Below are 13,296 nucleotides of genomic sequence, written 5' to 3'. Positions count from 1 at the left end.
CCTTATGAAAAAAGAAATACTGAATATAGAGACCGTACATCAGTGTAACTGTTGTATGGGCTGCAAGACGCTGCATCCGCTGGTAAGTGTCGTTGACCTATCCGAAGCCAATCTGGAGCAGCGTACCATCCGATGTGATTTCTATACGATTATCCTGATAGAAGGGGAAGCCGGAAAACTTATGTACGGACGCAAATACTACGACTATTCCAACGCCACACTGATATTCCGTATGCCGGGCGAGTCCATTAAGCTGGATATAGACAATATGCTTGCCCCCAAAGGGCAAATGCTGACTTTTCATCCGGATTTAATGGCGCACACTGCATTGGGGAACCACATCGGAGACTATTCCTTCTTTTTCTACAAACCGAACGAGTCGCTGCATCTTTCATCGCGCGAAAAGATGAAAATCACAGAGTGCATCCGCAATATCGAAGAAGAACTTCGGCATGCCATAGACCGCCATAGCAAAACTTTGATATCGCGCCATATCGAGCTATTGCTGGATTATTGTGCGCGCTTCAACGAACGCCAGTTCATTACCCGTTGCGAAGCCAATAAAATAATTCTGCACAAAATCCATTCACTTCTGAACGGATACATCTTGTCCGGCAGACTGGAAGGCGGTGCGATGCCCACAGAAGAATATTGTGCAGACGCTCTTCACTTGTCACCTTGCTATTTCCGCGACCTGCTCAAGTTCGAGACCGGAAAAAGCATGCACGAATACTTTCAACTGATGCGGCTGGACATGGCTAAGAAGATGTTGCGGAACAAGGATTATACGGTCGGCATGACAGCCAGGAAGCTGGGATATGCAAACTCACAGCACTTCACCTGCCTGTTCAAGAAGATAACGGGAATGACACCGACAGAATATAAATATGCACAGAATTAAAAAGGATTATCTTGCCGGCATTGGCACAAAACAAACGCCACAAACGGTTAAATCGCACGAATATACTGCAAACATTCCCGAATATTTTAAAATACTCCAAACCAAGTGCCTTTACCGATTGTTGTCCCCCACATAACTCTAAAACTTAACTGATATGATTAATTATGTGGATAAAATGGCGGATGCCCTGGTGGATGTGCTAAAGTATTCGAACCAGGATGTGGAATGGGTGGAGCCCGATGACATGAAACCCAATGACGGCGTACAGCCCGAATGGTTCTATCCTGCCATAGAAAATGCGGAGTATTCCGAAATTACCGCTATCCTGCAATATACCCAGCAGGAAGCCGTCTTTGAAGATGAAATCGGCGAACTGATGCTGGGCATCGCCTTGGTGGAAATGAAGCATTACGCACACATACGGGACGCCATCGTAGCACTGGGCGGTACACTTCCCAAACCGTATGACAGCAAGAACGTCAATATAGGCGAAACACCCGTCGAAGCGCTCACCCTCGCCGCGCACTCGGAAGTGGCCACTATCGGGTTCTACAAGTCGGTGAAGGAACGAATTACCGCAAGTACACCAACCGCAGACATTGCCCACAAGCTGCTGACAAAACTGATTGCGGACGAAAGCCTTCACCTCAAACTGCTTACCCGGCAACTGAAGGTCATGGCAGGTGACGACAAGAAGTATGACGAACTCATGAAGAAGATACTGGACTGACAAAGTATTACCGTTTTTCTCAATAATTCATTACCTTTGCAGCAAAATTACAAATAAACAAATCAAAACAATAGGGAACAATGAGTGTACACGATTTATGCTGCATCGGTTATATTACACAAGACAAGATAGTTACCACCAAGAACACGATATACATGCCGGGCGGCACTTCCTTTTACTTTGCACATGCCATCAAGCATCTCGACCCGAACGGCTTCTTATTGGTCACATCCCTTGCCCACACGGAGATGAACGTTGTGGAAGACATACGGAAAGAAGGCATTGAGGTAAAAGCTCTGCCCAGTGCCCGTTCCGTCTGCTTTGAAAACATATACGGAGAAAACCAGAACGAACGTACGCAACGCGTCACGGCAAAGGCCGACCCGTTCACAATGGAAGGCCTGCAGGACGTCAATGCACGGATTATCCACCTGGGCAGCCTGCTTGCCGACGACTTTTCATTGGACGTCATCAAATACCTGTCGGGCAAAGGCCTGCTTTCGGTAGACGTTCAGGGGTTCCTGCGCAAGGTGGACAATGAAAAGGTGCTGCCCGTAGACTGGCCGGAAAAGAGAGAAGCCTTGAAGCACATCCATATCTTAAAGGCCAACGAAACCGAAATGGAAGTCCTTACCGGCTGCAAAGAGCCTCACGAAGCCGCCCTGCTCATTGCAGACTGGGGTGTGAAAGAAGTGCTGCTGACGTTGGGAGACAAAGGTTCGCTGATATATGCCAAAGGACAGTTCCATGAAATTCCCGCCTACTCCGCCCTGCAGATAGTGGATGCCACCGGATGCGGAGATACTTATATGGTGGGCTATCTGTATATGCGGAACAAAGGCGCATCCTATCGGGAAGCAGGCTGCTTTGCCGCTGCCATGTGTACCATCAAGCTGCAAACACACGGACCATTCTGCGGAACAGAGGCTGAAATCAGAAGGATAATCAATCCTGCATAAAAGACAACAAACGTTTCATTAAGGAGAAACTTCGGTTTCCCCTGATGAAAACAATAATTTCCCCTGATGGAAACGGAAGTTTCCTCAGGAGAAACTAACCGTTCCCCGCCGTGGAACAAGTCGTTCCCCACCGGGAAACGGTTTGTTTCACGGTGGGGAACATATCTGCCGGAATCTTAGCTACGTCCGGAGAAAAGGATGCAGGCAAAGTAAGGCCTGAAAGAGATACAAATTATAGGTAGAGCAAAGAGCTGCCCTTATCGGTTCGGTGCGGCTTTAGCCTTGCGGCCGATACGCCGTATCCACAGATAATAGCCCGTCAATGGAAGCGTTCCGCCCAGCAATGCGGCAATGAATGTCAGTACACGGGTAAACATACCTCCCCAACTGCCCACATGCACGGAATATATCCAGCCGCGTATCCTGCCCGAAGCATCGGCATCCTTATACAAGGCGGTTCCGGTGATTTCGCCGTTGCTCGGATTAAAGGTATAACGGTCGGAAGCCCGCTGATTGCCGAAACGTTCAAAAGATACGGTGGCAGAACCATTGGAAACCGTAATCTGTTTATAGCCGTTGTTACGTTCTTTCAGTTCCTCATAAACCTGTTGCCAGCAAGCATATGAAGTAGCAGCCGCTTGCGGGGCATCGTGATGCCCCGTCCCTTGTTTGGCCTCTACTCCAAATACCTTATAAAAGCTTGCGCGATACCAGGGGAAAGACCATGTAAGCCCGGTCAACGCCATTGCCAGAAGCAAGACAAGCGCATACATGCCTCCCGCCACGTGCAAATCGTGCCAAAAGCGGAACCGGCCTTTATCGGCGACAATCTTCAGGCTGTTCTTCAGGGCTTTCTTTGTGCGGGGCCACCAGATGACAATGCCCGAAACCAGTACGAACACGAACATCAGCGTACTTACCCCCACAACCATCTTGCCCCAGAATATTCCGCCGTCCGGCTTCATGCTGTCCAGCAGCCAGCGGTGCAGGCGAAACATGGTGAGGAAGAACGGCGCACGCTCATACCTACCTTTTACCTCACCGGTATATTGGTCTACATAAACGGATGCCCGCCGCGGTTTCGACAGACTGACCCGACAGGCACGTTCCGCATCGGAAGAGATGGAGATGCCTGTAACAGCAACACCGTCCGGCAGTGTTTCGGAGACTTTCTCTATCAGGTATTCCACGGGAAGCGGAGCGCCGCTTACCTTTTCCACATAATAGAGGTCGCGCCTGCACAGCTCCATTACTTCGTCTTCAAATACCAGCACAGCTCCCGAAAAGCAGATAACCGTAATAATCAGCCCGAAAGGGACAGACAGCCACAGATGTATTTTACGAAATGCTTTCTTCATTGCAGTCAGTTAAGAGGGCTCAACTTGCCGATACCTGTAATCTGCGTAGCCTCTACCGTAACACCTTTTGTGGCAGTGGCGCTGGACGGGTCTATCTTGTAAACAGCCGGATGGCCGTCGGTGGTAGTCACAGCCATATAGGCATAACCGTTCTCCGTATACGGAGTGTTGCCGAAGCCGGAAATCAGGTCTGCCGACGGAAGACCGGTGACATAGGTAAGTTTCTTGCTTTCCGCTTTGAACACAGCCAGTTCTTTGGCTTCAAAGCCCGTCTCCGTCAGAGGGCGGTCGTACATCAGCAACAGGAAATAATCATCTGCAATATGCCAGCAACGCAGGAAGGATTTTCCGCCGCTCTGTTTCTCCAGGTCGCAGTAGTAGCTGTCGAAGTCTTCCCGGCCATTGGGGATGCGTACCACACCTGCCGGCAAGACTGTCTGCTGGCGGGCATCCTTCATCGTCTTGGCATAGCTTGGAGAGAATACGTAAATATCACCGTTGCCGGCTTCCCAGATAGTCTGGTAATATTGGGATTTGAAACGGCCGCAGGCATAACTGATTTTATCCGTACTGATAAGTTTCTTCGTTATCATCGTAGCATCATCAAAGATTGCCACCCAGCATTCATTGGGATACTGTGTCCACTGCAATTCACCTTTCTTATACGAGCTGCTGTTGGAACCGCCGTCTTCGGTCTTTACCAAATCCTCATTGCCCGGCAATATATACTTACCGCCGTCTACGGCAGCGCCATACTGGCTCAGCCCCATGGGAACGGCTGCACTGTATATCTTGTTGTTATGCTCCTGAATTCCGGCCAATGTCACGAACTCGCCGTTGCCCAGGAAATTCTCGGACTGGTAGGCCTTGTTTTTCGTATCGTTGGTGTTGAAGGTTTCGTCCGCTACATCCAGGTAAGAGAGCAGGAAGGTTTTAGGCAGATACAGGTTGCCGTCGGCATACTCCGCAGGTCCGTCACCGGTAGAGGCGGTTATGATATACTTATCGTAGATGCCGTAGGTAGTGAATCTCTTCACTGCAAACTCTCCCGAACGCGCCTGCACTTCGTGGTTGGAGTTCATGATATAAGAACGGGTGGTTCCGGCACTTCCCTGATTGTAAGTCAGTCCATAGAGATACCGGTTCTTGTAGAACACCCATTGGGAAGCGCCGTCGTTGACGAGTCCGTTGTTGATGGTAGAAACAGAGCCTTCGTCCAAAGTCTTGGAAGTCAGCAATACGTTAGTCGTATTGCTCGAAGCGGTGACAGAGGAAGCGATCACGAAATCGCCTTTGGTTCCATTATTGTTTCCACCGCCCGGCACCTCCGTATCCGTGCAGGATGTCAATGCCGTTCCTGCCATCGCAGAAGTGAGAAGTACGGCTGATAAAAGATTCTTTTTCATGTTGTTTTGTTTTATTATATTACACTAATCGTTATTGATTCATGGTTTCAATTGCCGAAGTATACGCGCACCTTTCCATAGAATGCCCGTCCGGCTTTCTGCAGACTGAAGTTGTCGTACAGTTGCTCGTCCGTAAAGTTCCGGCACTCGAACGAGAGGTTGTAGCGTCCGCTACGGAGACTGTAGGAAAGGCTCAGGTTGTGGGAGAACTGGCTCGGAACCACGTAGTCGCCCTTGTTCGAACCGATTTTGGAAGAATAATAGGTAAAGCTGTGCAAGTACTGGTTGTCGTAAGATACAGTCAGCGCATTGCCTTTTTTCCAGAGGTCGCGCCAGTAGAAGGTCACATCGGAATCGGCAAAAATATAAGGCAGGTTGGGCATGCGTTCCTTATAAGCTATATTCTCCGCACTGCCGGATATGGAAGTCTTCATATTGTCGCACACGTTCATCTGCGTGAAGTTGCCGCCCACACTCAACCACCTGCCAAAGCCGTAGCGGGCGGAGATGTTATATCCCTTCGTCAGCACCTTGCCGTAATTGACGTAAGTGGCTGCGGACTTGCCGCCGCTCAGGTCGGTGATGTTGCGCTGGATGTAGTCTTTGGTGTTACGGTAGACAAAGCCGCCTTCCACGTACACGGAATGTTTGCCGAAAGTCTTGTTATAGCTCAGGTTCAGGTTGATGTTGTCGCTGTTCTCCGGCCGGATGCCGATGTCGCCCATTTCCAGGTCCTCATTGCCGAACATCTCTTCGATGGTGGGCAGGCGGTAGGCCTTTTCATAGGACAGCTTGGCTTGCAGTCCCGGCAGGATGAAGTAAGTGCCCGCCGCTCCATAGCCTACGGAATGTACGCTGCGGGTGGTGCGTACATAGTCGTTCTGATTGGCATCCGTAGCCACAGGTCCGGCGACAAACTGGTTGTAATGCTTGCCGAATACGGATAAGTTCCAGTCTTCGGACGGCATCAGGCGGTAAGAGAGGCCGGAGATATTCTTGCGGGTCTCTTTGGCAATGGCATCCGACTGCTCTTCTTTGGCAAGCAATGAAGTATTGGAACGGCTGAAAGCATTCAGCACGTGGTTGAACGTCAGCGTGTGCACCCTTCCGAGGCGGTAATTGGCGGTAAACGTACCGTTCCAGTTATTGTTGTCGGCGCGCGAGTGCTGGTAGGACTGCTCTCCGGGAGAGTTCAGCAGCTTCCTTTCCCCGTACCAGTTGTACTTATAGGAAGCGGTATCCACATTGGTCGTCAGGTTCTTGTTGTAGTTGACGGTCAGCACTACATCCAGTCCCTTCGCAAACAGGTTGCGCTTGTTATACTCCAACGAAGGCATCAGCGAATGTCCCTTGCGGTGTTTCTGTCCGTACACGATGTCCTGCCGTACGCCGGTCTGTACATCCTGGTACATATTGGAGTAAGTGAAACCGAACATCAAACGGTCCGCCCACTTCTTGTCGATAACGCCTACCTTGCCGATAACCGCTTCATTGTGGTAAGTATCGTTGAAGCGCCGTACGCGCACCTTCTTGTCACGGTCTATCCTGCCCGTTTCAAAGTCCTCCACCGGGGAGTCGATGCGGTAGTCATTGTCCGAATAGTTCTGAAACGCGTTGATTTCGTACGTAAAACCGTTCTTGAAAGTCTGCCCGAAGTGTACGTTGGACTTATGCGTATTGAACGAACCGTACGAGTAGGACGCATCCAGAAACCAGCGGCGGCGTTTCTTGTTCGTAACGATATTGATAACCCCGCCGATGGCATCCGTACCGAATCCCACCGGCACTACGCCTTTGTACACCTCAATGCGGTCGGCAAAATTCACGGGGATATTGTTCAGCGCAAAAGAGCTTCCGACGCCTTCCTGCGGCACGCCGTCTATAAAGACCTTTACATGCTTCCCGCTGAAGCCGTCCAGCATGAGCTGCATGTCCGACCCTACCCCACCCGACTCGCGCAGTTTCATTCCCGGCGCTTTGGTCAGTGCATCGCTCAGGTTTCTGGTAGTGTTCTGCAACTCTTTCGTATCCACCGCCACGGCGTTGAATGCCGACCGCTTGACACGGCTCACGCCCGTCGACACCACCGTTACTTCGTCCAGTTGCTGAGTTTCGGGGGTGATTGTGACATTCTGCCTCACCCTTTGCCCTCTGACCAGCGTCACCGGTTTCTCTACGGTTTTATAGCCGACGGCCGACACCACCAGCGTATAGTCGCCCGCAGGCGCACTCACATGATAGATACCTTCCTGATTGGTTATTCCCCCGTAACCGGTCCCTTTCAGATAGACCGTCGCAAAATCCACGACTTCTTTCTCCGTAGACAGGATTTTACCCGAAATCATCGTCTTGCCCGGTCTCTGCGCATATACAGAAAAGGCGCATGCCGTCAAGAAGAAAAATAATAAACTAAATATGGCTGTTTTCAATTTGAAGTGATTGTTAAGTTGTTACTAATACCGTATGCAAAGGTCATTAGAAAAAAGCAACCTCACAATCACCTCTTTTAGGTAATTATACCGACGCCATGCTAAGAAAGTATCACACCCGCAATCGCTATTGATAGGTATATTCCACCATTCTATTCGCGGTTCATCAAGCGATGTTCCGCCATTTTTTCGTACTTCGTGCCGGGACGTCCATAGTTTGCATAGGGATAAATGGAGATGCCGCCGCGCGGGGTGAAGATGCCCGTAACCTCAATGTACTTGGGATTCATCAGACGGATGAGGTCTTTCATTATAATATTGACGCAATCCTCGTGGAAAGCGCCGTGGTTGCGGAAACTGAAGAGATAGAGCTTCAGACTCTTGCTCTCCACCATTTTCACATCGGGAATGTAGCTGATGCGGATTTCCGCAAAATCGGGCTGTCCCGTTATCGGGCAAAGGCTGGTGAACTCCGGGCAGTTGAAACGTACCCAGTAATCGTTACCGGGATGTTTGTTGTCGAATGCCTCCAGCACTTCGGGGGCGTAATCCTGCTTGTACTCTGTCTTTCTTCCTAATAAGGAAAGTTGGTCTTTTAATTCGGTCATATTACAATCGGTTTATAATCGGTTCTGTTTCCTTTGTAGTATAATACATTCGTCATTTTCCCGCCAGATACTTCTCCAGCCCCTCTCTGCGGAGCTTGCATGCGGGGCAGTGTCCGCAGCCGTCGCCGGGGATGCCGTTGTAACAGGTCAGCGTTTCATGACGAATCAGGTCGAGCACTCCCAGTTCATCCGCCAGCGCCCAAGTCTCGGCTTTGTCAATCCACATCAACGGAGTATGGAGTACGAACTGCTCGTCCATGGCAAGGTTGAGCGTTACGTTGAGCGATTTGATAAATGCGTCCCTGCAATCGGGATACCCGCTGAAATCCGTTTGCGACACACCCGTCACGATGTGGTTGATACCCTTTTCGCGGGCATAGACGGCGGCAATGCTGAGGAAGAACAGGTTGCGCCCCGGCACAAAAGTATTCGGAACGCTGTCTGCCGGCTTCTCCCGGTCCATCACCATATCGGGGTCCGTCAACGAATTATGCCCCAACTTGCCGATGAAGGAAACATCCATTACTTCAAACTCCACTTCCGCTTTACGCGCTATCTCCCGCGCCAGCTCCACTTCCTTCTGATGCTTCTGCCCATACAGAAAGCTCAACGCATATACTTTCCTGAACTCACGCTTTGCCCAAAACAGGCAAGTTGTCGAATCCTGCCCACCGCTGAATACGACCAATGCTGCTTCTTTATTCACCTTATTATATATTTATGACAACCTCTACTACTTAAATTTCACTGATTTTCCACACCTTGTAAGAAATCCCCTCGTCGTAGACATCGCTACCGTCTATCCTTTTAATGGCTTTCACCACCCGGATGGTCACCGGCAGTATTATCACCTCGTACATGGATTTCAGTACAATCTGGGTGCACATCATCAGCAGCAATTCCTGCCATGCGATAATGCCTCCGAACGCCACCGGAAAGAATATCAGCGAATCGGCCGTCTCGCCCACTACCGTGGACCAGATGGCACGTGCGGAAAAATGACGTCCGCCGCTCGCCACTTTCATGCGGCTCATGACGTAGGCGTTCAGAAACGAACCTACCAGAAATGCCGTCAGGCTGGCGGCAACAATGCGCGGCGCCATGCCGAACACGAAGTTGAAATGGGGCGCCCCGTCCCAAAAGGGAGCGGCAGGCAGTGCCACGGCAATCAGTCCCAACATCACCACAAAGAAGTTCATGGCGAAGCCGCTCCAGATAATCAGGCGCGCCTTGCGGAAGCCCCACACCTCGGCAATGCAGTCGTTGATGATATAAGAAACGGGAAACACTAACAGTCCGGCAGTAACGGTAATGCCGAAAACCTGGATTACTTTTGTCTCGAGAAGATTGGCCGCTATCAGACAGACATTGAACAGAATGCCCAGCAGCATAAAGGGTACAGATACTTTTTGCTTCATATTCCTGTTTTTTACGTGGTGTTCTAGAATACACGACCGCTATTCACGGCATCATACATGTAACTAATGATTTCACTCTTGTTAAATCGGGTGCAAAGATACGCTTTCTTCCGATGACTGCAAAACCATTTTAAATTTAAGTTGTTCAAAGCACATTCACCAAAACCTAACTTAAATGAAAACAATCTTAAAAACAATGTTTCTGTTGTGCGGTGCGGCACTGTCTGCCCTCGCAGTCCACGCACAGAAAAAAGTGATTATCGAGGATGAGTCTCCCAAAGGTGTCGTATTGGTCACCATAGACAAAGCGGGCGACGAGATAATCCGCATCATGAACGAGTCGCAAATGCCCTACATCCACGAACCGCAGGCGCCCCGCTTCCTGCTGACGGACAGAAAAGGGAAGTTCGCCCTGGGCATCGGCGGCTATGTACGCGCCACGGCAGAGTACGACTTCGGCGGCATCGTCGACAACATCGACTTTATCCCCGCCTACATCCCCAACGGGAGCAAAATCAGAAACCAGTTTCAAATGGATGCCAGCACGTCCACCATTTTCCTGAAACTGGTGGGGCATACCAAGATTCTCGGCGACTTCGTGGTGTACACCGCCGGCAACTTCCGCGACGGTTCCAACAAAGGCTTCCAACTGCGCAATGCCTACGTGTCTTTCCGCGACGTGACGGTGGGCTACACCTACGGCGGCTTCATGGACCTGGGCGCAATGCCTTCCACCATCGACTTCCAGGGGCCTAACGGAGCCACCTTTTACCGCGCCACCCAAGTGTCATACACCTACAAAGGGCTGAAAAACTTCCGTTTCAACGCCTCTGTCGAAGTGCCTGCGGTAGACGGCACAACCAACAGCGAGCTCGACATCGCACAACAGCGCATGCCCGACTTCACCGCTTATGCGCAGTACGGCTGGAACAGCAAAAGCCATGTGCGCGTAGGCGGACTTATCCGCAGCATGACCTACACCAGCACCCTGAGCGACAAGGCGCATGCCGTTACCGGCTTCGGCATACAGGCATCCACCACCTTCAATCTGGGCAAACAATGGCAGGTGTTCGGGCAAGCCACCTACGGGAAAGGCATCGGGCAATACCTGAACGACCTCAGCAACCTGAACGTGGACATCGTTCCCAATCCCGATGAAGCAGGCAAAATGCAAGCATTGCCGATGCTGGGCTGGTATGCCGGACTGCAATACAACATCAGTCCGAAAGTGTTCCTTTCAAGCACATACAGCATGTCACGCCTCTATTCCGAAAACGGGTATCCTGCCAACGAACCGTCCACTTACCGCTATGGACAATATTTCGTAGCAAACCTGTTCTGGAATGTCACCCCCAACATGCAGGTAGGTGCAGAGTATCTGCGCGGCTGGCGTACGAACTTCGACAATTCCACCAACCATGCCAACCGCATGAACCTGCTGGTGCAATATTCCTTCTGAAACCTGCACGGAAATCCGTAAAAGGAAAGAAATAAAAAGGAAAGAAATAAAAGCCCTAAAGGCATAAGACAAAGAGAGGATGTGCCAGCCGAATTTGCGACACATCCTCTCTTACGTATATAAAGGATTATGAAAGATCAGAAGCGATAGTCTATGCTGAGGCCGAATACCTTGTTGGTACGGCTGTACACGTTTGTACCGGGCAGATTTGTGCCCTGATAGTTTTGGCCGGTTTTGGTATAATCCTCATAGTTGGTCCACATATAGCCCACATTCAAATCGGCTCTTTCCGAAAGCTGCAACTTCGCGCCCACACCCAGCGAGTAGGAATCGCACGAGAAGCTTGTGTCGCTCTGATAGTCATCGGACAAACCATAATCGGTAAACTGCACACCGCCGCTCAGGGTCAGTCTTTTGATAACATCCCACTCTATACCGGCCAGATACTCGTTTGTCCCTTTCGTCAGGAACTTCTGTTTGCCACCTGCCATGCCTGCGTTCTTATCGTCGTAGAAGTGATACTCCACCGATGCGCGCAGCACAGGAAGGAACTCATAGGCAGCAGCCACCGAAAGCATGGCGGGAATGTCGTTCGGCGTATTTACACCGTGTTTGTAGTCCTCCAGCTCACTTTCGGGAGCGCCTATCATGCGTAGCGAATTTATCTTCGTGTTATTTTCAATGTTCAGATTGGCCTTGAACTCGTATTTCGCACCAATCGTCAGTTTGCCGAACTTGGCATCCAAACCGATAACCGGAGTAAATCCCCAACCGGTCTGGCTGCAATCCAGGTCGATGCCGATAAGCTCGGTTCCAACGGGTATCGCTCCACCGGTGGGCAAAGGCAAATCAACGGCCGCACTGGCATTCAGCGCACCTTTGTAACCACCCGTAAAGTAGTTCATGCGCCCGCCTGCAAAGGCAGACAGCCAGTCCGTTATCTTATAGGTCAGCCCCAACTGCACGGAGTAGATATACTGCTTGCCGTCCATGTAGCTGTTCAGTGTATAGGCTTTGCCCGGAATACCCTGTTGCAGCAATCCGCCTATCACCATGGCGTCGAACATGGACAAGCCGTCATCGAACGAAGCTTTTCCGCCTCCGCCGGTAATGCCGAAGAAACCGGAGATGGTCCAGTCGCCCTTCTTATAAGCGGCAAACACACTGGGAATGACAGGCGCAGAAGCCTTGCCTTCATAATATTTGTCCAGCCCCAAAGCCTCGCACGAAGCATCGATATCTCTTGTCTGGAACGCACTCTGAATACTCAAGGATGTATAAAACCCGTCTTTCGGCAGGAAAGCCAGACCCGCAGGGTTGGACAAGGCAGCATCCACACTGGTGGTGTTTGCGCCGCGCGACAGCATACGAAGAAAGGCAGGGTGTTGATTTGTATTTGTCAGGAGACCTCCTGCAAAAGTTGGAATTGAAACGATTAACATCGCAATGCTAATCAAAGAAATTTTTCTCATCTAAATCTTTTTTATTGTTTTCGGGCGCAAAGGTACAATAATATTGCACATAAATAACAATTTTGCGCATTTAATTTAGGAAAACCGAAGAATTTAATTGAAAAAATCAATAGTTTCTACTGAAACATTCACCAATATTCATGCTGAAACAGACAAGGGATTGCTCCATTTGCCGTCCCTGCCGCTTGCATATACTGCCCCTATGCCCAAAGGGAAAAGCAGCCGATGCCAAATCGTTCCACCATGGGGTAAATTTCATTCCACCACGGAGAAAGTTCCGTTCCACCATGACGGAACAAAACTTTCTCCGTGTCGGAACAACATAGCGCCTGCTATCGCCGGCACTCATCATCCGGACAACAGATTATGAGCACAACCTGCCGGATATGTCCCGAACATTCTTACCTTTGCGCACGTTATATTCTTTGTGCATGCCGCCTTTTAACAAATGCAGAAAGTGCACTTATACGAAGCGCATCCGTCATGCACACTTAATAACCTGCGAATATTCACCAAAACTTAAAATCTCATGGCATATACTATTGCATTCTTCGGC

12 protein-coding genes are annotated in these 13,296 nt (G+C 50.2%); 5 read left to right on the top strand and 7 right to left on the bottom strand.

Annotated elements, in window-relative coordinates; translation table 11 throughout:
* Window positions 1-4 precede the first annotated feature (4 nt).
* The 3 genes from AB5903_RS14455 to AB5903_RS14445 all read left to right on the top strand — a co-directional run bounded on the left by AB5903_RS14455 (window position 5) and on the right by AB5903_RS14445 (window position 2,590).
* On the top strand, window positions 5-901 hold the full coding sequence (locus AB5903_RS14455; RefSeq protein ID WP_368117967.1) for an AraC family transcriptional regulator: 897 nt from the start codon (window positions 5-7) through the stop codon (window positions 899-901).
* Window positions 902-1,055: 154 nt separating this feature from the next.
* Window positions 1,056-1,631, top strand: a complete 576-nt coding sequence (locus AB5903_RS14450; protein WP_368117966.1) for a hypothetical protein — start codon at window positions 1,056-1,058, stop codon at window positions 1,629-1,631.
* A gap of 80 nt (window positions 1,632-1,711) precedes the next feature.
* Window positions 1,712-2,590 carry a PfkB family carbohydrate kinase gene (locus tag AB5903_RS14445; RefSeq protein WP_022104552.1) on the top strand — a complete coding sequence of 293 codons (879 nt, stop codon included), beginning with the start codon at window positions 1,712-1,714 and terminating at the stop codon, window positions 2,588-2,590.
* A 257-nt stretch (window positions 2,591-2,847) separates the two neighbouring features.
* Here AB5903_RS14445 and AB5903_RS14440 read toward each other — a convergent pair whose 3' ends face one another.
* From AB5903_RS14440 to AB5903_RS14415, 6 genes are all read right to left on the bottom strand, one after another.
* Window positions 2,848-3,948, bottom strand: a complete 1,101-nt coding sequence (locus AB5903_RS14440; protein WP_368117965.1) for a PepSY-associated TM helix domain-containing protein — start codon at window positions 3,946-3,948, stop codon at window positions 2,848-2,850.
* Window positions 3,949-3,953: 5 nt separating this feature from the next.
* Window positions 3,954-5,354, bottom strand: a complete 1,401-nt coding sequence (locus AB5903_RS14435) for a DUF4374 domain-containing protein (protein WP_005652665.1) — start codon at window positions 5,352-5,354, stop codon at window positions 3,954-3,956.
* Between the two features lie 47 nt (window positions 5,355-5,401).
* Window positions 5,402-7,699, bottom strand: coding sequence for a TonB-dependent receptor (locus AB5903_RS14430; protein WP_368117970.1), 2,298 nt, complete (start codon window positions 7,697-7,699; stop codon window positions 5,402-5,404).
* Between the two features lie 236 nt (window positions 7,700-7,935).
* Complete coding sequence (gene queF, locus AB5903_RS14425) at window positions 7,936-8,391, bottom strand: preQ(1) synthase (RefSeq protein WP_005652668.1); 456 nt, start codon at window positions 8,389-8,391, stop codon at window positions 7,936-7,938.
* Window positions 8,392-8,443: 52 nt separating this feature from the next.
* Window positions 8,444-9,097 (bottom strand): 7-cyano-7-deazaguanine synthase QueC, encoded by a 654-nt coding sequence (gene queC, locus AB5903_RS14420; RefSeq protein ID WP_005652670.1) that lies wholly within the window; start codon window positions 9,095-9,097, stop codon window positions 8,444-8,446.
* Between the two features lie 31 nt (window positions 9,098-9,128).
* On the bottom strand, window positions 9,129-9,809 hold the full coding sequence (locus AB5903_RS14415; protein ID WP_005652671.1) for a queuosine precursor transporter: 681 nt from the start codon (window positions 9,807-9,809) through the stop codon (window positions 9,129-9,131).
* A gap of 175 nt (window positions 9,810-9,984) precedes the next feature.
* Here AB5903_RS14415 and AB5903_RS14410 point away from each other — a divergent pair, with 175 nt between their 5' ends.
* Window positions 9,985-11,268, top strand: coding sequence for a DcaP family trimeric outer membrane transporter (locus AB5903_RS14410; protein WP_060386230.1), 1,284 nt, complete (start codon window positions 9,985-9,987; stop codon window positions 11,266-11,268).
* A gap of 137 nt (window positions 11,269-11,405) precedes the next feature.
* Here AB5903_RS14410 and AB5903_RS14405 read toward each other — a convergent pair whose 3' ends face one another.
* Complete coding sequence (locus AB5903_RS14405; protein WP_117946130.1) at window positions 11,406-12,740, bottom strand: OmpP1/FadL family transporter; 1,335 nt, start codon at window positions 12,738-12,740, stop codon at window positions 11,406-11,408.
* A 97-nt stretch (window positions 12,741-12,837) separates the two neighbouring features.
* Here AB5903_RS14405 and AB5903_RS14400 point away from each other — a divergent pair, with 97 nt between their 5' ends.
* Window positions 12,838-13,110 (top strand): hypothetical protein, encoded by a 273-nt coding sequence (locus AB5903_RS14400; protein ID WP_147347102.1) that lies wholly within the window; start codon window positions 12,838-12,840, stop codon window positions 13,108-13,110.
* The last annotated feature ends 186 nt before the right edge of the window (window positions 13,111-13,296 follow it).

Source organism: Bacteroides sp. 2201st1_D9_2201SCRN_220225, from assembly GCF_040928965.1.
Lineage (GTDB): Bacteria > Bacteroidota > Bacteroidia > Bacteroidales > Bacteroidaceae > Bacteroides > Bacteroides stercoris.
The sequence above is the reverse complement of the archived record's forward strand: the minus strand, read 5'-3'. Positions and strand labels throughout refer to the sequence as shown.